Below are 22,197 nucleotides of genomic sequence, written 5' to 3' on the forward strand. Positions count from 1 at the left end.
TTCGTCTATATCACCCCTACATTCTTACCTCTACATATAAAATTAAACATATTTACGATTAAAAAAACACTCTCAGTCTATAAGACCAAGAGTGTTTTTATTTATGATAAGCGTTGACAACACGGAGATGGGTTGGCTATGGGCATAACCGGATATCTCGTATCAGTTAACGCTGTGTTACATCGATTTCGTTAAAGTGATTGAACCGTCTGCTTTATTCCATTTAACGTCCCAACCTAATAATTCAGTAATCGAACGTAATGGTACTAATGTTCTGCCATCACTATTGACCATAGCATTTGCACTTAGCATTTTAGTAGATCCATTAACATCTACTTTTTTGTTATTAATCCAGAATTTCATGGTATCGCTACCTGCCATTACAGTCACTTGGCCAGCAGATTTATTCCAGCTTACTTTCGCACCGATACCTTCTCCCAAATAACGAAGTGGGATATACGTAGTACCGTTTTTAACAACAGGAGCGGTGTCCATCATTGTTGTTTTGTCACCAATTTTGAGCTGCTTGCTGTTCAGCTTCATCCATACCATCATCATCGAATCATTAGATGTTGTAGGATTGGTCATCACTGGAGCTGTTGGCGTAGGTGCTGGTGTAGTTGGCATTGTAGGCATAGGTGTAGTTGCTGCTGTTTTAAATTTGTCTGGATATTGAGTAACAATCGCACCACCTAGTGCTTTACCAATTCCGAACATCGTTTTGTATCCTTCACGATCTGCTGTATATGCACCTGCATAGTTTTTAGCAGCATATTGATCGATCACAGATTGAACTTGATCTTCATGAGTACGTAATGCAGCTAATGCAGCATCAGCTGGCAAGTTATTCGCTGTAGCTGTACCTAAGAATGTAGAGAATTCTTTAGTGAAGTCTGTAATACGATCTTTAACCGATTGTAAAGAGGTTTGATTGTTGGATTTGAGTGCATCGACATAATCACTTTGTGCTTTAATATGATTAGTCACCCAAATTTTTTCAAATTGATTAGCACCTTCTGCACCATAGATTGAAGAAATAGCTGCTTTGAAGTCTGCTGTGTTGCCAGCTTCAGCTGCGATTAGTGCATTAGAATCTGGTGAACCGTTATATTGTTTTTGCATTTGCAAGACAGATAATGCAAAGTGTTCTGCTGCCAAATGGTTCAATGCTGAACGTAAATCTGCTGCTGGTGTATCAACAGAAGTGTTATCGAATTTAGCCGGGAATTGAGTAACAATCGCACCCGATAATGCTTTACTCACTGTAAACATCGTTGCTAGACCTTCACGATATTCTGTGTATGCACCTGTGTAATCACCAGCTACATATTTTTCAAATACGTCTTGGACTTGATCTTCATGGAGACGAAGTGCATTTTCAGCGGTTTGTTCAGGTAATTTACCACCTGTTGCTGTAGATAAGAATTTGGCAAATTCATCAACAAATCCTTGTACTTTCGCTTCTGCTGCTTTGATTGCATCTTCGTTTTTCATTTTGGTTGCTTTTACAAGTTCGTCTGTATATTGGTTGTGTGCACGGAAGATTCGTTCGAACTCTGCTGCTCCTTCTTTACCGTATAAAGATTCGATAGCAGGTTGCATATCTAATGCATTTTTATCCAGTGCATCTAACGCTTGTGCAGCATCAGGAGCACTTTCATAAGCTTTAGTCATGGCTACCACAGCTAGTGCAAAATGTTCAGATAGCAGATAATCTAGATCCGAACGAAGGTCTGCTGCTTTGGTACTTACAGTTGGCATTGATGCTGAAGTTGCATCGGCGGCGAAAGCACCTGTAGTAGGAACTAACAAAGACAAGCTAAGTACGGGTACTATCAATTTTTTCATTTTCATCATCAAAACTCCTTTATGTGTTTGTTTTATTTTTGTTGTCGTCCTTACACAGATGAACGGAAGAGATTCATTTTTGGATCACTTTGTTATTTTAAATTTTTGATATCTGTCGTGAAAATAGTATGTTGATCGTCTCAAATTTATCCTAGCTATCACTATTATATTTGCGCAAAAAAAGCCTATATCCCTTGATAGACAAAGGATATAGGCTACTTTTATTTTTAGACCAAACTATATCATACTTTAGTCAAATAACATCTCCAAAACAATTAAAAACTTTTTTTATTCTGTCTCCAAAATAAAAGATTGAAAAGTAACATATTGGTAAATATACATTTTAAAGTATAATTATCTATGATACCCACGTGCGTATTGAACAGGAACTTCTGCTTCTAATTGCAGTTCTTTGGCAGCATGAGTCGCCCAGTATGGATCACGTAACATAGCACGACCTACAGCTACAAGATCTGCTTGATCGTTTTCAATTACTTTTTCTGCAACGTCGTACTCATCCAATAGACCTACAGCAATAACAGGCATATTCAATGCTTTTTTAATATGTGAAGCTAATTCTACTTGATAGCCTGGACCTACTTGCATACCACCTGAACCAACAGGGCCTTCACCACCAGAAGAAATATGCATGATATCTACACCTGCTTCTTGATAACGACGACATACATCTGTGATATAGTCGATACCGTATCCACCATCTACATACTCACGTGCAGATACACGCATGATTACAGCCATTTCTGCTGGAACGACTTCACGAATCGCTTCTACCACACGTACGCCGAATAAAGCAAGGTCTTGACCATACTCATCTTGACGTTGATTCACAAGTGGGGAATGGAATTGATGAATTAAATAACCGTGAGCTCCATGCACTTCTACCGTGTCAAAACCAGCTTCTACTGCACGACGTGCACCTTGACGGTAAGCTTCAATCATTTCTTCTACTTCTACTGTAGTAAGCTCGTGAGGTGTTTTGTAACCTTCTCCATCATAACGAATAGCTGACGGTGCAACAGGAGGATTCGCATCTTCTGCTTTGCGACCAGCATGACCTAATTGAATACCGATCTTCGCACCATATTGATGTACACCATCAACTATTTTGCGATAAGCCGGAATAAAAGAATCGTCCCAGATCCCTGTATCGTTGTCTGTAATACGTCCATCTGGATGTACGGCAGTCATTTCGACAATAATAAGACCTGTACCACCTACAGCACGACTAATATAGTGAACATTATGCCAATCATTCGGCATACCGTCTTTGGTATCTACAGAATATTGACACATCGGAGGCATAACCACCCGATTTTTAAGTTCTAAATTTTTGAATGTATAAGGTGTAAACAAATTAGGCATATCTATTCCCTCCAACAATTATGAGATAACTAGCTTGGTATATTACAACTCTTCGTAATGAATAATAACATACTTACTTATTATATACTAAAATTATCACAACAAAACAGGATAACAACGATATAACTGATATTCACGAAATCTTCATACAATTGTTCCAACAAATAATAACGAATAATATGTAGATTGGTGGTTTCTTTGACACCCTATGCTAAATAAAAAAAGAAAGAGCCGATACGCTAATCAGCTCTTTCTTTCCCATTTATAAGTGATGGTTGGTTAATTGAATTTATAATACTTTGCTTAAAAAGTCTTGTGTACGTGGATGACTTGGTGCACCGAATACTTCTTCTGGTGTACCTTGCTCTACAATTTGCCCTGCATCCATAAAGATAATACGGTCGCCCACTTCACGTGCAAAGTTCATCTCGTGCGTTACGATGACCATCGTCATACCTTCATGTGCAAGCTTCTGCATGACCTCTAGCACCTCTCCAACCATTTCAGGATCGAGTGCAGATGTCGGTTCATCAAACAGCATTACATGGGGTTGCATGGCAAGTGCACGCGCAATCGCAATACGTTGCTTTTGTCCACCGGATAACTGACTTGGATAAGCATTGTATTTATCTGCTAACCCTACGGTGTGTAACAAATCTTCAGCAATTTTGTTAGCTGCATTGGTATTCATCTTTTTCACTTTGATCGGTGCAATCGTAAGATTCTGCAACACCGTTTTGTGCGGGAAAAGGTTAAAGTGCTGGAATACCATGCCCATTTTTTTGCGTGTATTATCAATATCATGCTTACGTGCTGTAATCAATTCATTTTCAAAATGAATCTCACCTGCTGTAGGTTGTTCTAACAAGTTGAGACAACGTAAAAAGGTACTTTTACCTGATCCACTTGGTCCAATAATAACAACCACTTCACCTTGAGCGATATCCATATCGATACCTGTTAACACTTCATTTTTACCGTAAGACTTTTTAAGACCTTTAACGTTGATCACTTGCACTCAACCTCCGTTCTACAATACCTAGTAGTTTGGACAATATAAATGTCATTACAAAGTAAATAGCTGCTGCGATAATAAGCGGACTTAATGCAGAGTACGTTATACTACGTACAGCCTGTGCTTGGAACATCAAGTCTGCTACTCCGATAAAGGATACAATCGATGATTCTTTAATAATAACGACAAATTCATTACCGATTGCCGGCAATACACTTTTGATTGCTTGTGGAATAATAATATGACGCATCGTTGCACCATAAGACATACCCAGTGAACGTGCTGCTTCTGTCTGTCCGCGATCCACACCTTGAATACCTGCGCGGAAAATTTCAGCTAGATAAGCAGAACTATTAATAGATAATGTGATAATACCAGATTCAAGCACTGTAAAGTTAATATTAAACGCTTGAGCGATACCATAATGAATAATCAACAACTGCACAAGCATTGGTGTACCACGTAAAATTTCAATATACGTCATCGCTAACCAACGGAATACCGAGATTTGGGATAAACGTAACAACGATACGATCAATCCAATAATAAATCCGAACAATACACCCATTGCTGATAAGAACAATGTGTATTGAATTCCTTGCCAATAGTAACTACGATAATCCCAGAAAATTTGAAAAATATTAGGTTTGGGCTTATCTTTGATTTGTTCTGCTGTCTCACCTGTTGATTCACCAGAATTTAATTTGAATGCATCATTTACAAATTTATCAACTTCATTGTTAGCTTTGAGTGTGGCTAATGTTTTGTTAATTTGACCTAGTAATTCAGTATTTCCTTTTTGCACAGCGATTGCCATAGGCGTATCACTGTCTGGAATTTGAATATCTGTTATCGCAAGATCAGGATGATTCAGCACTTGTCCATCCGCTACAGGGCCTTCCATAACCGCTGCATCTACACGATTGGATTCCAATTGCAACATAATATCAGACACTTTATCAACCGGAGATAATTTAGCTCCTTCTATGCCTTCTGCGATATCTTGTTGAATAGATCCTCTTTGTACACCGATCGCAGCCCCTTTAAGACTTTCCATCGTTTTAAATTTCGTCGTATCTTCTGCTCGAGTGACAATAACCTGGCGAGAAATATAATACGTATCCGAGAAATCAACATTTTGACGACGTTCATCCGTTGGTGTCATCCCCGAAATAATCATATCAATCCTTCCACTATCTAATGCAGGTAATAGACTGTCAAAAGCGATATCTTGAATTTGCAGTTCAGCTCCCATATCAGCAGCGACTCGCTTAGCAATCTCTATATCCGAACCGACAATCTCATCTTTACCATTGATATTTTTACGAAATTCATAAGGTGCAAAGTCTGCACTCAAACCTACCACTATTTTTTTGCCTGTATCTTGCCCTGCTGATGCCATAGGAGCAACTGCTAGAAATACAATTAACACACTAAAGCAAAGCGCAAATAACGATTTACATACTTTCAATTTTTTTATCCCCTTCCATATTATCAATGCAGACGATGCCGTCTACCGGATCGAAGTAAGTGTTCCTACAATCATATCCATTTAAACAATTTAGTTAAAAAGTCTAACCGGGTTATTATAAATGAATATGTATGATTATTCAATCATTTTATAATCAGTTATGTTCCACTTTATGATATACTACTTTGGTCTAAACATTATATGATGACTTCTAAAGGAGACGATGCAATTGTCCGTTATATCAACCCTCAAAACTCAAATAGGTACAACAATTGATCAACATGCCGAGCGCTTCAAAGCTGTTTCTACATATATAGGGCAAAACCCTGAGCTTGGTAATGAAGAGTTCAAAGCTTCAGCTAGACTGAAAGAAGAATTGTTATTTCATGGATTTGAAATTGAAGCACCGATCTTAGGAATAGAGACTGCATTTATCGCTACATATACAGCTCCAAAGTCAGGTCCTATTGTTGCGTTGTTATGCGAATATGATGCATTACCTGAAATTGGACATGCTTGTGGACATCACTTAATTTGTATGATGAGTGTAAGTGCAGCTGTAGGTCTCAAATCGGTGATAGATGAAATGGGTGGCACAATTCGTGTCTATGGCACACCAGCAGAAGAAACACGTGGTGCTAAAGTGCCCATGGCAGCGGCGGGATTATTTGACGATTGTGATTTTGCGATGATGGCGCATCCTTATTATGCCTATGAAGAATCAGGGATTTCTTTAGCGATGGATGCTTTACAATTTGAGTATTTTGGCAAATCTGCTCATGCGGCAGCCAGTCCTCAACATGGTATTAATGCGTTAGATGGTGTATTACAACTGTTCAATGGAATCAATGCGTTACGTCAACAGACACGTAGTGATACACGAATTCATGGCATTATTAATCAAGGTGGTGTAGCCGCTAATATTATACCGGACTACGCTTCTGCTCAATTCTATATCCGTTCTGCTAGTCGGGAGTATACGAATGAATTAGTAGAAAAAGTAAAACGTGTAGCTGAAGGTTCCGCTTTACAAACAGGATGTACACTAAAAGTATCCAATTATGAATATTCGTATGATGAATTAATAACGAATACGACGTTATCTGAAGCATTTACAAATAATCTGGTATCCCATGGTATTGCACGTTCTGATATTCATAGCGGTAAAGATGCAGGTTCGCTAGATCTAGGAAATGTATCTACACATTGCCCTGCTATTCACCCTTATATTCAAGTCACCACAGAAAAGCATGAATTGCATAGTATTGGATTCCGTGATCGTGCTCAGCAACCGGAAGCTTTAGAAGCAATGATATTTGGGGGTAAAGTTCTGGCAGAAACGGCATACGATGTAATCAGTCAGCCTGAATTGTTACAACAAATTAAGCAAGAATTTGCAGCACGATAAGTAACCATCTTAAGCGTATTTTTCAAAATCAGCTTATGTTAAAAGACAGGAGTGATTGTGAATGTCCTTTGATCTTTTATTACTATTAGCCTTTATCGTTTTGTTTATTATCATGTTCCGTAGAATCGCTCGTAAAAATTGGGGTCGATCATGGACACTTCAATCGGATAAACGATTTTTCCAGTCTGCTGTTGCTGCGCCTACATTGATTGTGCCTGCCGGGCATCCTTGTGTACCGTTAGCTCTTAGACTCGAAAGAGCTTTACCTAATGACTATGCTCATCAATTAAGGCAACGTGTCTTTACAGAACATCCTGACATGACAGAGGAAGAATGGGATTGGCGGTGGGTGGAAATGCGTCGATATTTCCTAATCTGCGCCCTATTCAAGCAAATGCCGATGTTCAGTAGTAAAGTCGATGATATCTGGCATGAAATGTTGATGTTTACAAGAGAGTATCAGCAGTTTTGTAAGCAATTCTATGGATATATGTTACATCATTCTCCACATGGACAATCAGTCTCTCAACCCGATCAACGTGCGCTGTTTGATTGGACGTATTCGCAATTGTTTCCGATGACTCGTCCCAACTCTAGATTGTGGAATGGATTTTTCAATTATCCATTGTCACAGGCAACGATGAACAATCTATATTCTTTTAATGAGTATCGTATCAATCATAGCCTATTTAACCGCCAAACATTCAATAATGTTCCTGAAGCCAAAACGGTTATCCTTTATTTGAGTAAACAATTTCGAGATCATAATCAACAAGCAGTGCAAAAAACACCGCCTGCTAAGTATGATAAGCAAAACAAAAATCAAACCTATGATACTGGTAATTACACTTCACCTAGTGATAATTACGGTCTAGGTGTAGCCGGTTGTGCGGCGGTGTATTATTCTCAGAACGACGTACAGCATTTCTGTTCGTCTGTGAATACCTATTTGCCAGCAGATGTGCAGACCTTGCAATCGTATAGTTCTAGTTCTTCTTGTGGTACAGGTTATGTTTCTACCGATAATTCTAATCATTCATCAGATAACCATAGTGGTCATGATTCAGGTGGGAGTTCGTGTAGCAGTGATAGTTCATGTAGTAGTTGTGGCGGCGGTGGTGGTGATTAAGTCGATTGATCTTATTGGTGAACCCAACGTTTCATACAGACCTGTTCTGTATATTTATTGGTGAGAGCGCTTTATAAAACATTTCTATACAATAAACAAATGATATGGTGGAGGATTATCGTATGGCTCGTTCTTTTTTTTCACGCTTGGAAGGCAACAGTCGCGGCTGTCTTGCCTTTGAACCTTTTTTTCTAATCCCCTTTAGTATTGAATATCATAAGCCATCAAATTCCGCATAAACTCTAGTAAAATCGCAATTTTTTAAATTAGATTTTGTATATTTTATCATTGAATATCTAGCGCTGTCGGCACGAAATCGGCACGCGATTAGAGTAAATTTAATCCTATCTCTTTATATATTGCATTCTATTACTAGGATAGATTTGCTATAATTTATATTTTTTTATACTGATAAAGCCGTCTATTGTTCTATTAATAGAATTAACTCAACAAAACTTCAAAATGAAAAAAAGAAATTAACTAACTTACTAGTAATCAAAAGTAAGAAACAAAAAAGTCTGTTTCATAATAGAAGAGCTTTTAATATTCAATAAAGTACTTACAACTTTTACGAATTATTAAGACTCAGCTATTACAGATGTTATGACACTTCACAATGAGATTAATACGTACATTCAATTAAAAAATAAAAACAACCCTTTCATTATGGAAGGGTCTCTTAATGTTCAGTAAAGTATTTAGAACCATCTTCTACTATAAGTTTATTAGTACATGGTTATTTAAGCATAAGTATAGATGACGGATCAGATCCATCCTATTGAATGTATTCGTCTTCTAAAGCTTATTTAAGCTTAATTCAATTTGTTCTTTAAATTTCTATTACTACGTTGTAAAAATGTAAGATTAGGCATCTGGCGATATTGAGTAAAGTGATATTAGATAACTCTAAATAGTTTTCTTTCTGAATCCTGTAACATAACGTATCCCTTCCACTATATATTATATACAATTCTATAGTTTTATTAATAAATAATCTAAAAAAACACTCTAAATACAGACATGGATGGTATTTTTATTATTTTAATCCCATATGAAATGTATATAAAAACTAATTATTAGGCTATCTTTAATTATGAAGGAGATGATACTTATGCTTCCTTTTGTGACAGCGATCATTCAATTGCTAGTTGTACTTTTAAACTTGTATATTGTATTACAAAATCGTCCAAAGAAAAAAATTCCAAAGCAATTGTGACGCTTTACAACTCTTAAGTAACTCCTCAGAGCTGACAATATTATAACTGATATCAAATGAAATCATATCATTTACAGCTTAGGAGGAATTTATATGCTTCAGTACACAACATTAGCTATATCAATTGTATACTTAATTATTACTTTATATACTCTATCTGCGATACGTAAGAATAGATGAAATATAATCCACAAGTAATATATTATAATATACAATAAACAGTAAATAAGTTATTATATAGGTGAAAAACTTATTTTAATTTATGGAGAAGGTAATAGCATTACTTTTAGCCTTGGTGAAGGATATTTTCTAAAAAAAATCTATTGCAGAGGACAATTTATATGGTACATTATTGTAAGATTTGCCAAGAATATCATAGTTTTGAAATCCTTCATGTGTACGTAGCATACAATCCTGAGTATGACCCACCAAGCGAATATACTTTATCTAAATGTGAAAATTGCGGTGAACCTAGTCTATTCATAAGAGAAGACTTTGGCCAAGGATTTGAACAGGATATTTATTTTAGATTATATCCTAAAAACGCAAGAAGTTTTAATTTTATACTACCAGAAATAATAAAAAGTGCTTATGATGATGCTGTAAAATGTGAAAATTATAAAATTTGGGCACCAGCAGTTGTAATGGTCGGAAGAGCACTGGAAGCAGCATGTAAAGAGGCAGTTCCGACTTCAAAGACAATCAATGACGGATTAAAAAAAATGCTAGAAAACGGAATAATAAGTCAAGAACTATTCAATTGGGCAAATGAATTAAGAATTTTGAGAAACTTAGGAGCGCATGCGACTTTAGAAAAAATAGATCAACAAGATACTACAGAATCTATCGATTTTCTACAAGCTATTTTAGAAACCTTATACCACTTAAGACCAAAATTTGAAGAAATGAAAGCTAGAAGAGCAAATCCAGCTCCATAGGTATATAATTGTGTTTAGAACATGTCAGAATACCAAGATACGATCAACATAAAACAAGACTCTATCGGCGTTTAGCTGACAGAGTCTTGTTTTATTTTTGGACTATAACCTTATACATTTTACGTGAGTAGAGTGTATTTTTTAATGCCTATACTATAGTCCATAATAATATTTATATCATGTTCTGATTCAATTTTTATTCTGACTTGTAACTGCGATAATTCAGCAGCTAATATTGCTATATCTGTTTTCAATTCTTTATTTAGTGATATTCCTAAATTAATCCTCTTCCTGTTACATAAAATCAGCTTTAGCAGCATTTAATTATACCACTCCAAGTTCTTTCAAATTCAGCTACATTAGATACTCTTCATCCATTATTACAGAAATTTTAACGATTAATATATTAATTAATATTTTTCATCCATAGATAGTGTAGTTGAACACTAAAAGATCACATTCATCTCCTCTGGAAGACATTTTTATTTCTTTAATTTTAGTGGTTGCAAAGTTTCCATAAATATTTTCCCATACAACTATTTCTCCAATAGACGGAGTTCTCACCCTAGAACTAAAATCAAACAGACCATTTCTTAGATCCGTAAGTTTAATTGCATATCGTTCAGGAATACCTATGGATCCTTTAGTATAACCGATAGATTTTATGTTATTCCCATCACTATAAGCATAGATCCTTTTTTTACTGGCTCCACTCCATTTAGTTTCAAAACAATATTCATCTCTACCCAGAGTATATAAACCATTATTATTATCATAATTAAATGCAACTTCATCCTCTAAATTTACATTTACGTATGAGTCTTTTTCCAATTCAAATTGTAATAATGAATTAGATGGTGTATCCCCCATTATTTTTATGGCATCTGCTAAACTATTAAAAATCTTCAAGTCATAAGTTGTTCGATTTTTATACTCATTTTTCAAAAAAAAGAAGTTATCAATAAAAGTTCTATCATTAGTCACAATTGCGATATCTTCTTTTACTTCTGCTAATAAAGATTCCCATATAACTTGATCTCCAATAACAGTTTTTCCACTCCCTGGTGGATTCCCTAGAAGTTGACGGTTCTTAGCCCTTTCTATAATCTCATCTGTAATTTTTATAATTTTCACAGCAGAATTTCTATATATATTTTCTACAATTTGGTAAACAGCGTCATTACTAGGATCCTTTATAAGACTTTCAACTTTTTGAACAATTAGATTTCTTGTTTCATTAAACAAATTTTGTTGATCCAAGAATCCCTTGAATTCTGGTAAATCTCTAATCAGTTTTGAATTACTTCCTTTTGATACAGGATATTGTTTTTTAAATCCTTCTAATTGTTCATTTTGTACTTGAAGTATGTTACGCTGAAACTCTATGTATATTTGTTCTGGAAAAATAATATTTCCCCCATTTAAACGCATATAATCCAAAGCATCTAAATGATCTTGTCCTTGTCTATAAAAATTCAAGAAAAAATTAGTATCGACTACAATTTTCATATTAATCCTCCCTTTAATTGCAAAAAGCTCCCACTAGCAACAGGCTAATAGGAGCTTTTAGTTAATTCTTCATATAGTAAATTATAGTTGTTTAATAATTAATTGTCTATATTTTTACTGTTACCTAGACGATTACTAATTACTAGCTCAAATAATCCTATTACTGATGATCTAGATCAGTAAAGAGATATGCAACTGATCCAATTCCTGATCCAATTAAGATACCGATCAAGTAAATTAAATTTGGGGAATGTTCACAGAGTTTTTAATTAATTAAACCATAGTCAAGATTATAATTGATAATGTAGAAGCAAACGCTAATACTATTTGTGCGTTATACATATTAAATCCTCATTTCTTTTCTAAATTTATTCGATTGGTATTCCAGCCGCTTTGCATAAATGATTTGCTAAATTATTGAAGTGAAATCATACCAGTCTGATTATCTTAGATTTTTCTACATGCCAAGCTGGTGACAGCCATATCTTAAACGTTTGATTTATGAAGTTTTACAGGCTCAATAAGTGGTGCTAACTTATCGTCGACTCCTAGTGCTGAAATTTCCTTCTTTAGTCATATGCCTTCCATTAGAACATTATTCGTATTTATGAACAAACTTTCTATTTCCAATTCTAACGGAGAGAGACGGTATCGTTCTACATTTTCCTGATTCATTAATGGCAGAGATACCCTTTCCAATACAACAATATTATTAGAATTTATATGGATAATTATTTCTTTTATTAGATATCATTATTGATTTCAATAAAATATTAATAAGGAACTAGATATAGTATAAGACACTCAGTTGTATAGTAATTCATCTTGACCAAAATATAGTGAAATATTAAAGAGTTTTCAACATTATGTATGTAAAAATAAATAATAATTTTATATTTCTAAACGACATTTTAATAATTTTTGTTCCTACAAAGCCCCTTTTGTTACGAAATTGGTACTTTTGTGTCAATCTCTTGCGGAATTGGCACATTTTTTTCAAATAATACCATATCATTCAAAAATTCTACTGACGTGCCATGTTTTAAGAGTTAAGTCAAACGTAGAATACCGACACCCTCATAAATAAGTGTGAGTATTCTACACTTATTTTGATATTTGCACATCCTGCCAGTTGGCATTATTTAGAATCTCCGCATTTTTTCCAAGGAATGCCTTACCTGCTTCTTTATCTCCTTGTAGATGGTACATCATCCATGCTGTCAAATATCCATCAGAGCGTACCAACATATCTTCATGATCAGCGTTCACTGCCCTAGCTCGGACTTTCAAAACATTATTCGTAATCGAATTATAGTTTTGAACAAGGGAAGATAGTGGTGCTACTCCTATTCCGTTATCCTCTCCCGTATCATTTTTGAGAGTGCCGGCTGTCATAAAATAAGGAATAGTGATTTTACTTACATCATAGTTCCACCCTAGCGCTTTTGAGAGTTCAAAGTTTGCAGCACTACCTGTAAAAATGGTTTTGTAGTAATGACCATTTTCTTGAGCTGTAACGGCATTGAGGGCTCCAACGCCACCTTGAGAATATCCTGCTATTCCAATATTGTTAATGTCTATTTTCCCATAGAATATAGTATTAGTATTTGAATTTAATTTGAGCATTAAGTCAAGGCTTTCTGCATTAGACTTTCCACTACTAGACATACGGTCTTCATTTCCCACGACTACGAATCCCCATGTCGCAAGATGCTCAAAGAAAGGTTCGTATCTGCTTGCGCTCATGTCGCTAGCATTTGCAATCATAATTAGCGGATAAGTATGGTTGGTACTTGTCAATTCAGTCGGGTACCAAACTTTAGTCTGAAAACCTTCATCATTTTTTGAGTCATATTTAATAGTAGAAACATCATACGTTCCCATTTTGATATATTTTTGTTCTAATGGACTTGTAGTCTTGTAAACATAAGAATAGCCATCTTCTAAAAGAGGCTGTGTCGATTTCCATTTTCCATAAAGAATCATAGAAACCACTATTACTACTATGATTCCTAACATGATTAACAAAATTTTTCCTATCCTTCTCAAAAATTTTTCTTTATTTTTCATAAATATCTCCTTATTTGCTTTACACATAGATATTATATGATAAATATCATCAATATTCCTTTTCTAATAATTCAATTCCATATTGTTTGATATCACCATTTATCGCATCCATTATCCAATCACTTATGCTCTTCTTACCGTCTAATTTATCAAACACATTACTTGAAATGATTGTGTGTTGCGTAAGATTTAGCTCCTTGTTGTAAGACAAGCCATCCCAGATATAGATTCCTACGCCTGGTATATTATTTTGAAGTCCTTTAACCATCGCTTTCAGATTTGATTGAAAAACATCCCCACTTTTGTCGGTTGCCGACATTTCTCCATGGTCAAGATATGCCTGCCACTTCGCTAGTTCCCCATCTCGTACAGAACTATCAAATAATATTTTTACACTATCTCCACGTTTTTTATATAATGCTGTCAGACTGTCCAGCACGATATTATTTGTATTTAGACGTTTGGATATTGACTGTGGAGATTTCCAGATATTCTTAGATATATTCTGCCAATCATCTGTGAGTAGCAATGAACTGTCAACAGTAACTGTAACATTTGAGGTCGATGGAAAATAATCAATAACATCATCTGCAAGTAGTGATGTTCCAAATCCACCAGCAGAAAACCCAGTAACAAGCAGTGTATCTGGCGTGCCAGTATACTTTACCGCCTCCTTCATGAAAAGAGAGAAATTAGTGTAGCCATAATGATAGAACGTTTTTAAGTTTCCCTTTGCATCTGAATAGGTATATTCACCTGTTCCTGAATGAAAATCACCAGTACTATATGGAAGAACGAGAATGGTCCAATCTTTAAATGGGTTATTTTCTATATCACTAGCAATTCCCATCTTAGCAACAAAATCCTGATTCTTCACCGTATCTGCATAAAAATTTTTTGGATGCGCTGCAGTGTATTCATTTATACTTGCTCCACCGCCAAAGAAATACACCATAACTTTATTTTCGTTCCCTAAACGAATAAACCCATTCCATGCACTTCCATCAGACGATTTTGCTTCTTCTGGCGTAATAGCATACCACTCTCCTAGTTTGGGGCTTCCTTTTAATTCCGGAAAGCTGATGAGAACGGAGTTTTTCAACATAACAACAATTACAATAGCCAAAACTGAAATGACTATAAAAATGCTTATCATGGTATTTCGTAAAATATGTCGTTTCTTGCCATCTGCTTTTCTCATAAATTACTCCCTTGACAAATTCAATTATTTATTGTATTTTTTAGCGATGTTACAATTGTATCAACCTAATTGATGCATCGTCAATGCAACTACCCAAAATGAGACAAAAGCAAAGGAATGTATCATCATTAATAATCAACAAAAAAACAGATATGTAAAAGAACAAATGACAAATGCACTTATTCAGCTTATGCAGACACGTACTTTATCTGAAATCTCTATCAGTGAAATAACACTAACTGCTGAGGTTGGCAGAGCATCCTTCTATCGTAATTTCACGGATAAAAGAGATGTCCTCAGGCAACACGTTATGTATCTAACACAAAAATGGGGATCAGAGTTTGAAAATAACCCAAACTCCAATCCGCAAAATCTTTTTGGTAGTCTGTTTCAACACTATAAGGACAATGACAATTTCTATCTGCTTTTGTACCGTAATCATCTAATAGAATTAATTTTGGATACCATTTTGGATATATGTGGTCCTAAGGAAGAATCTTCAAATATAGAGGCTTATAGAAAATCTTTTTTTGCCTATGGACTATATGGCTGGATCGTAGAATGGATGATGCGGGGTATGCAAGAGTCTGCTGATGAGATGAATACCTTACTTACCACTGCTTTGGGTTAAGCGCAAGGACTACTTTCCTGTTTTTTCATATCCAAGACTGACCCACAGCAGTATGGATCACTTCGAAAGACTTCCTTTTTTTCTTGATCATGATAGAGGAATTGAATTATATGTATCGTATTCTTAATATGTCTTAAGTGAGAGGCTCAACCTAGTGTTCTATTCCAAATACGAAGAGAATACATCTAGAATGCTTAAATAAAAAAAACAGCTGATAACTGGAAATGTTCGGTTGCCAGCTGTTTTCACATTAAAGACTTCCCTTTTATTTATAAAAAACAACGATAAATTTGCTGCCTCTGTCTCGCTCGCTTTGTACAATAATATTACCACTGCAAAGTTCAATTATACGTTTCACAAGAGGAAGCCCAAGACCATACCCTTTTTTAGTATGAGAAGAATCGCCCTGAAAGAACTTATCAAAAAGATGAGCTTGGGTATATTCATCCATACCTATCCCGTAATCTTCAATACTAAAATAAATGTGTGTATTAAAAGTAGTAAGAGTAATTTCAATAGAACTATCTTTATGAGAAAATTTAATGGCATTATCTAAAAGATTAATCCAAATCTGTTGTATCACTTCTTCATTGCCGTTATAAGTCACTTCTTCTAGTTCTAAATTAATCGTTAAGGCTTTATCTGCCCATTTAGGTTCCATTAATATAATGGTTCTTCTGATTTGTTCATCCAGCCTAAACGAATTTTTATCCATTAAAATTTCAACATTCTCATATTTTGCTAGAATAAGCACATTGGTAGAAAGTGCAGCTAAACGTTCAGATTCTTTAATAATGATATTTAAGTATTCTTGCTTTTCCTTCTCCGCTAATAGATCATCTTTGAGAATTTTAGCAAAGCCACGAATAGAAACAATAGGGGTTTTAAACTCATGAGAAAAATTATTGATAAAATCACTTCTTAAGGTCTCAATACTTGCCAGCTCTTTAGTCATTTTATTAAAGCTTTCCGACAACTCTTCTAACTCTCCAATTCCTTTCAAATTCACCTTTACACTAAAATCACCATCTGCAACTTTATGGATAGAATCGATCACCTTCCGTATCGGGTTTAATGCTTTTTTGCTAAGAAAGGCAGTAAGCGAAGTCCCTATTAATACACATAAACCAAAAAGAAAAAGAATAGAAAATAAGCGTTCACCTAATCCTTGGCTCGGCGAAGGCGCAAGAGAAATAATACCAAAATACTGTAAGATAATACCGCCGCCAATTAGTAATAGAAATGTAGATACTAAAACGCCAAAAACAAACATGACTAATGTAATTGTAAGACTTATGCGTTTATAAAAAAAATTTTTCATTTTTTTGGGATCACCGCCTTATAACCAAGTCCTCTAATCGCAATAATTTCAAACTCTTCCCATTCTCGAAAACGATTCCTCAAGCGATTGATATGAACCGTTAATGTATGATCATCTGTTTCCGATTCCATCCCCCAAATTTCATCCATTAACTGTAAACGAGTAAATATCATATTCGGATATGAAAGTAATTTAAATAACAGGTAAAATTCTTTTGCTGGAAGGATAGTACCATCTTCGTCTCGTGTAACCATCAGCGCATCATAATCAAGTACGATATTTCCGATATTCAGTTTGTGTTCACTAGCGATCCTTGATCTACGTAGAAGAGCTTTAATACGGAGTACCATTTCTTCTTCATCTACGGGTTTCGTCATATAATCATCTGCCCCTACAAGAAACCCTTCTCTTTTATCTTTTGAATCCTGCTTGGCTGTAACCATCAAAATAGGAAGATGTTCTGATAGTGATCGAAGTTGTCTTGTTAATTCATAACCGTCCATATTTGGCATCATCAAATCAAGTACTACCAAATCTATATGTTGTTTATTCATCATCTCAAGAGCTTTTATCCCATCTTCAACCCAGTAGGTTTTAAATCCTTTCGTTTGTAAGACAATACACATTAATTTACGAGCATTCTCGTCGTCTTCTACCACTAATATATTCAACATTGAAATATCTCCTTTTGTTTATTAATAAGAAATTTTATTTTACTGTTAAAAAATCAACTGAATATAAACAACATCGTTCAAATCAGTTGATTTTCAGTTGATTTTTTAAACGTATACTAAACATATACTGAGAAGAAAATAGGAGGATAACAATGAATAATTCAAAGGACTCAAATCCTAGCTCACCAAAAAATAAAATACTGAAAATAATAGGTATAGCTCTAATCACATTATTATTTATATTGGGAAGTATGTACTTTTATGTACGTTCACACCCGGGAATCATTATTGGTTTGATTCAAGATGTATTGTATAAACAAAATCAAATTAATTCCTTTAAGCCTTTTCATCGACCAGGAAAAACAATCAAAAGTAATGGCATGCTTTATTTAAATGATATTAAATATGCAGATAAATACCCTAATAGCTATTTAGATATATCATATCCTAGTAAAGATAGTTCAATAAAAAGACCAACCATCGTTTTTTTTCATGGTGGAGGATATTTCGGTGGTGATAAAGCCATGGGAGATCCTATCGCAATAAATGACGACGCTAATATTCTATTTAATAGGCTTGTAGAAAAAGGCTATAACTTAGTTAACGTTAATTATGCTTTAGTACCCGATTACAAATTTCCCGTTCCTGTTATTCAGATGAATCAAGCGATTAACTTTTTGGTACAAAATAGTGAGAAGTATCATTTAGATATGAACAATGTTGTCATTATGGGTAGTTCTGCTGGTGCCATACTTTCCAGTCAATATGGCGCGATCATTTCAAACAAGAATTATGCGGATAGTTTTAATATTCACCCGTTGCTTACTCCTAAAGAAGTAAAAGCTTTAGTTATTGATGACGCTCCTATAAAGACTGATGAATTTAATTTTGCTACAAGAGTAATAATCGGTAATTATCTAGGTATAGGTACTAATGAATTTAAAAGTACTAAAATTGCAGAACAATACAATACTCTTCTGCATGTGAACAGTCATTATCCTCCCTCTTTTATAACTGCAGCTAATGATGATGGATTTCCTAAAGATATGAAAGCTTTATCCGATAAACTTACATTTTATCATATAGATCATGACTATTTTTACCTTGATAAGACACATGGTAAAATTGCTCATGGTTATCTAAGCAATTTAAAATCAGATCAAAACGCACAAAAAAGTTTTAAAAGGTTAGTAGCCTTTATTAACAAGTATACTAAAGAAGACAATACACAATAAATCGAACTCTGAAGAGGCTAGGGTTCCTCTTTTTTTGTTATGTAATTTAACTCTGTTATTTCTTAAAGCTATTAATTGATTTTGAGCAAGAGCAATACTGCATCAAGGAAAATATATATTGTCAAAAAAGTCTAAAATGATAGATATTATTGTTTGTTTATGTTTAGCTATATTCGGCGTACACCAGTTGTATGAAGGGAAAATAGTTACTGGTATTTTGTATCTGTTCACATATGGTTTTTAGGTTTAATTGATTTAATGCAGATAATCTGCGGATATAGAACGGACAAAATAAGTTACCTATAGGAAAGTTAAATGAGTATGGCAAGATTATGAGAATTTTCTCTATAGGGACAATCCTATGTTGTTCCAAAAGAGTCTTTCGGAGCAATTGCATCTCGTACATTGATTGCACGACTGAAAAATTAAGTTCACTTAAATTCACTCGATTTTAATAAATTATCTGTTCGAGTACATCTCATTGTTTGCGAAAGTACTTATCCCTCTACTGTAGTCTTATTCAATGAGAGGTAATGTTGGCTTCAAGAAGGTGATTCTTTGAAGATCTCGTCTGAGAAGGATGTATGCGCCTCTGGTAATTTGCCACTCGTATTTCGTTTATATACGCCCCGCACCAATGTTTGTAATGAAGTAGGATCAAATAGTTCTTCTGGAGTACTGAAGCGTATAAGCAGACACTGAAAGTAATTTGCACCGTTAACACGATATGCAAGTTCAGTCACTAATGTACTTTTTCTTATTTCTGGTGGTTCGATTAGTAGCTCATGCTCCTGATCAATCAAAGCAATGACCAATCCTTCAATGGCTTCTTCACGTACAGCAAATTGCTTATTCAATTCGTTCATCAGGTTCCAAATTTTTATGTGCATTCCTCTAATTGTAAAATAAAAAAAGCTGAGAGCTTCCTAGTTAGGAAGCTCTCAGCTTTTCTGTTCATACATACACAATTTAATTGTTGTGTTCTGGAAAAGCTCCGGCATGATTTAGCATATCCAGCAGTTTCTGCTCGTGCTGTGCAGCCTTCTCATGATTGACAGGTCGGATTTTCAGCTCTTGTTTTACTTTCAGGAAGTAATCGGAATTTGTTCGTAGTCGATGGTAACGGAGGCTTCAGTCGGTTCATGATGGTACAAGATATACTGAACCATCCGCTTGGTAATGCTGCACTCTTCCATACGTTCACAGGCATGTTGACTGTACCTTACTTTGTCCAGTTCTATGTGATTTTGTAACACTTGGTGAATCAATGCCCAGTGTTCCATATAGGCTTGTCCTTCTCTACCCAAACACCCTTTCGTTATTTAATCATCCGCCATATTCTGTAAAGCCATAGCCACCTTCTGCCGGATCAGCAAACATAGCTCCTCTATGCTTTTCAGATCGCCGTTCATGATGGTCTCATATTGTTCACAGTCCTCCACAATCCGTTTGGCGTCGTCCAAAATCACTTTCAGCTCCGTTTTTTTGAGCTGATTGTCAACTCCAGTTTTACAAGCCGTCAGTGTTGCTTTTAAATGCTCCAGTAGCTTTCTTGTAATCATTCCGCGCATATCATTCGTGTTAATAATTGGAATGTTCTCTGCTTCGCCTTTTTCGAGCGAACGAATAAAATCGATATACGCATAAAGTTCCACATCAAATTGCTTTGGAACAAAATAAACACCGCCCGATTGCCGGACAGGTGTAGGAGACATACTTTTTAAAATATTCGTCATAACCGTGCGCAGTGTTGTGCTTTCATAATGATTTTTGCAAATGTCGAATCGCAAGATGACATTTTGAGTCATCTGGCTGGCTGTGGGCGATGTGTGGCTAGTATCAATCGTACCTGTATTTTTATCAAGTACAACGACACCAGCCGTTTCATTATAGCTAAGCCGCCGTCCTTTGGTATCCACCGTTTCACACACCAGGTTGCGTTGAACGCTTTGTTTGTTGGAAGCGACTTCTCGGAACATATAGTTTTCAAACATTCCTTCCGCTACTTCCTGGCGAAATTTAGCTGAAGTTGCCCGGCGAAATGCATCCGGCAGCCGGATCGGTTTAGGCATCCACCCTTCACCCAATCCAGAATCGATCAGCTTTTGCTTAAGTTCATCCGGTCTGATAATCATTGCACCTACACCGGCCCAAGTTAAGTGACCGATTATCTCTGCTGTCGTTTGCACTGACACGGCAGCCATATCATTTAGAATTGGATTCATTTTTTACCTCCTCATGTAAATTAGATAGCCCAAACAGTTGCAATATTCACTACGGCTGATGTTGCCAAGTACAAAAGCACTATAAGCACGTTCCATACTGTATGATACATAATCATTTACCATCACAGGCTTCACCCTCCCTTTAAAATAAATAGCACTCCAAAGCAGCGTTTAAGAGCTGTTTGGAGTTCTTCGTGAGCTAGTAAGAAAGCTGGCTTGCCTAATACACAATAGACAATGCTAGCCTGCCTATCATTGTCCATCGTACCAGTCCATCCTGTGTATTCAGTTTAGCTTGCATCCGTATCTTTTTTGTTTAAGCATTGGCTTACGCTCATTTGTTTTATAGTCATCACCCTCTAGGCTTTTGATGGAAATTAAAAGCCCTCTGCTTATACAGAGATCAAAGGTTAGCTCGTTGGTTTATTTTTCAAAAATTGAGGTTCTACAGGTACAAAGGCTTTGGAAACTTTGCCACCAACAGAGCTATTGCTCATTTGTTCACTCAATTTATTTAGGTCGATCAGTAACTGGTCTCGTCCTTCTTCGCGCTTTTTAATATCTTCCAAAAGATCATGAGCAAAATTCATGATTTCTTGAACGGTTGCCCAGTACGCTTGACCACGTAATTCTAAAACGTGAATTTCAGTAAACTGAGTTTTCATGACAATAAAAGATTTACTATCTACCTTGAACAATACCGTTTCGCCAATAATAATTTTTGGATCAGTGATTCCCCATACTTCTTGCATCGCATAAGGAACTACATTCTGCATCATGTGTACAAAAGCATCTGCCTGTTGCCGACGTTCCTGTTCTTTCTGAATAAAAGTGGTTACCTCTTGTTCGATGTTTTTCTCCTGTTTATTCTGTTTTTTAAATACGTTGAGTAGCATTGTAATCATCCTCTCAGTTTTAATGTA

General features: G+C 35.5%; 19 protein-coding genes. 7 read left to right on the top strand and 12 right to left on the bottom strand.

The features are described 5' to 3' along the window. Window positions 1-177: 177 nt before the first annotated feature. The 4 genes from PO903_RS17750 to PO903_RS17765 all read right to left on the bottom strand — a co-directional run bounded on the left by PO903_RS17750 (window position 178) and on the right by PO903_RS17765 (window position 5,717). Window positions 178-1,854: a copper amine oxidase N-terminal domain-containing protein gene (locus PO903_RS17750; RefSeq protein WP_069328149.1), complete on the bottom strand. Its 1,677-nt coding sequence runs from the start codon at window positions 1,852-1,854 to the stop codon at window positions 178-180. A 348-nt stretch (window positions 1,855-2,202) separates the two neighbouring features. Next, window positions 2,203-3,231: an NADH:flavin oxidoreductase/NADH oxidase gene (locus tag PO903_RS17755; RefSeq protein ID WP_273594152.1), complete on the bottom strand. Its 1,029-nt coding sequence runs from the start codon at window positions 3,229-3,231 to the stop codon at window positions 2,203-2,205. 289 nt (window positions 3,232-3,520) lie between these two features. Further along, window positions 3,521-4,243: an amino acid ABC transporter ATP-binding protein gene (locus tag PO903_RS17760; protein ID WP_137221604.1), complete on the bottom strand. Its 723-nt coding sequence runs from the start codon at window positions 4,241-4,243 to the stop codon at window positions 3,521-3,523. Continuing rightward, a complete protein-coding gene (locus tag PO903_RS17765; protein ID WP_502921654.1) occupies window positions 4,230-5,717 on the bottom strand; it encodes an ABC transporter substrate-binding protein/permease in 1,488 nt (495 codons plus the stop codon). The genes PO903_RS17760 and PO903_RS17765 overlap by 14 nt, the downstream gene beginning before the upstream one ends. Before the next feature lie 238 nt (window positions 5,718-5,955). Between PO903_RS17765 and PO903_RS17770 the strand changes: the two genes are divergently transcribed. The 3 genes from PO903_RS17770 (at window position 5,956) to PO903_RS17780 (ending at window position 10,408) form a co-directional block, all read left to right on the top strand. Continuing rightward, window positions 5,956-7,125, top strand: coding sequence for a M20 family metallopeptidase (locus tag PO903_RS17770; protein WP_273594680.1), 1,170 nt, complete (start codon window positions 5,956-5,958; stop codon window positions 7,123-7,125). A gap of 61 nt (window positions 7,126-7,186) precedes the next feature. After that, window positions 7,187-8,254, top strand: a complete 1,068-nt coding sequence (locus PO903_RS17775; protein WP_273594153.1) for a UCP032817 domain-containing protein — start codon at window positions 7,187-7,189, stop codon at window positions 8,252-8,254. 1,557 nt (window positions 8,255-9,811) lie between these two features. Beyond that, a complete protein-coding gene (locus PO903_RS17780; protein ID WP_273594154.1) occupies window positions 9,812-10,408 on the top strand; it encodes a DUF4145 domain-containing protein in 597 nt (198 codons plus the stop codon). A 420-nt stretch (window positions 10,409-10,828) separates the two neighbouring features. On the opposite strand, the gene PO903_RS17785 is transcribed toward PO903_RS17780, so the two are convergent. The 3 genes from PO903_RS17785 to PO903_RS17795 form a co-directional block, all read right to left on the bottom strand. Then, window positions 10,829-11,917, bottom strand: coding sequence for a PIN domain-containing protein (locus PO903_RS17785; protein WP_273594155.1), 1,089 nt, complete (start codon window positions 11,915-11,917; stop codon window positions 10,829-10,831). A gap of 1,104 nt (window positions 11,918-13,021) precedes the next feature. Then, on the bottom strand, window positions 13,022-13,987 hold the full coding sequence (locus tag PO903_RS17790; protein WP_273594156.1) for a poly(ethylene terephthalate) hydrolase family protein: 966 nt from the start codon (window positions 13,985-13,987) through the stop codon (window positions 13,022-13,024). 49 nt (window positions 13,988-14,036) lie between these two features. Then, window positions 14,037-15,188 carry a pectin acetylesterase-family hydrolase gene (locus tag PO903_RS17795; protein ID WP_273594157.1) on the bottom strand — a complete coding sequence of 384 codons (1,152 nt, stop codon included), beginning with the start codon at window positions 15,186-15,188 and terminating at the stop codon, window positions 14,037-14,039. A gap of 166 nt (window positions 15,189-15,354) precedes the next feature. On the opposite strand from PO903_RS17795, the gene PO903_RS17800 reads away from it, so the two are divergent. Continuing rightward, the gene (locus tag PO903_RS17800; RefSeq protein ID WP_273594158.1) at window positions 15,355-15,819 is read left to right on the top strand and encodes a TetR/AcrR family transcriptional regulator; all 465 of its coding nucleotides are present in this window, start codon (window positions 15,355-15,357) and stop codon (window positions 15,817-15,819) included. A 265-nt stretch (window positions 15,820-16,084) separates the two neighbouring features. Here PO903_RS17800 and PO903_RS17805 read toward each other — a convergent pair whose 3' ends face one another. Together PO903_RS17805 and PO903_RS17810 are read right to left on the bottom strand one after the other, a co-directional pair. After that, the gene (locus tag PO903_RS17805; RefSeq protein ID WP_273594159.1) at window positions 16,085-17,140 is read right to left on the bottom strand and encodes a HAMP domain-containing sensor histidine kinase; all 1,056 of its coding nucleotides are present in this window, start codon (window positions 17,138-17,140) and stop codon (window positions 16,085-16,087) included. After that, complete coding sequence (locus tag PO903_RS17810; protein ID WP_273594160.1) at window positions 17,137-17,814, bottom strand: response regulator transcription factor; 678 nt, start codon at window positions 17,812-17,814, stop codon at window positions 17,137-17,139. The genes PO903_RS17805 and PO903_RS17810 overlap by 4 nt, the downstream gene beginning before the upstream one ends. A gap of 152 nt (window positions 17,815-17,966) precedes the next feature. Here PO903_RS17810 and PO903_RS17815 point away from each other — a divergent pair, with 152 nt between their 5' ends. Together PO903_RS17815 and PO903_RS17820 are read left to right on the top strand one after the other, a co-directional pair. Then, window positions 17,967-19,049, top strand: a complete 1,083-nt coding sequence (locus tag PO903_RS17815) for an alpha/beta hydrolase (protein WP_273594161.1) — start codon at window positions 17,967-17,969, stop codon at window positions 19,047-19,049. A 118-nt stretch (window positions 19,050-19,167) separates the two neighbouring features. Next, window positions 19,168-19,293, top strand: a complete 126-nt coding sequence (locus PO903_RS17820; RefSeq protein WP_273594162.1) for an NINE protein — start codon at window positions 19,168-19,170, stop codon at window positions 19,291-19,293. A 298-nt stretch (window positions 19,294-19,591) separates the two neighbouring features. On the opposite strand, the gene PO903_RS17825 is transcribed toward PO903_RS17820, so the two are convergent. Next, entirely contained in the window at window positions 19,592-19,915 is a 324-nt protein-coding gene (locus tag PO903_RS17825) for an AAA family ATPase (protein WP_273594681.1), read from the bottom strand. A gap of 237 nt (window positions 19,916-20,152) precedes the next feature. On the opposite strand from PO903_RS17825, the gene PO903_RS17830 reads away from it, so the two are divergent. Then, window positions 20,153-20,302 (top strand): hypothetical protein, encoded by a 150-nt coding sequence (locus PO903_RS17830; protein ID WP_273594163.1) that lies wholly within the window; start codon window positions 20,153-20,155, stop codon window positions 20,300-20,302. A gap of 69 nt (window positions 20,303-20,371) precedes the next feature. Here the strand turns inward: PO903_RS17830 and PO903_RS17835 are convergent, their stop codons facing one another. Both PO903_RS17835 and PO903_RS17840 read right to left on the bottom strand, forming a co-directional pair. After that, window positions 20,372-21,274: a DUF6744 family protein gene (locus PO903_RS17835; protein ID WP_273594164.1), complete on the bottom strand. Its 903-nt coding sequence runs from the start codon at window positions 21,272-21,274 to the stop codon at window positions 20,372-20,374. Window positions 21,275-21,684: 410 nt separating this feature from the next. Further along, entirely contained in the window at window positions 21,685-22,170 is a 486-nt protein-coding gene (locus PO903_RS17840; RefSeq protein ID WP_273594165.1) for a hypothetical protein, read from the bottom strand. Window positions 22,171-22,197: the final 27 nt, after the last annotated feature.

This window comes from Paenibacillus sp. PK4536 (assembly GCF_028594455.2).
Lineage (GTDB): Bacteria > Bacillota > Bacilli > Paenibacillales > Paenibacillaceae > Saccharibacillus > Saccharibacillus nuruki.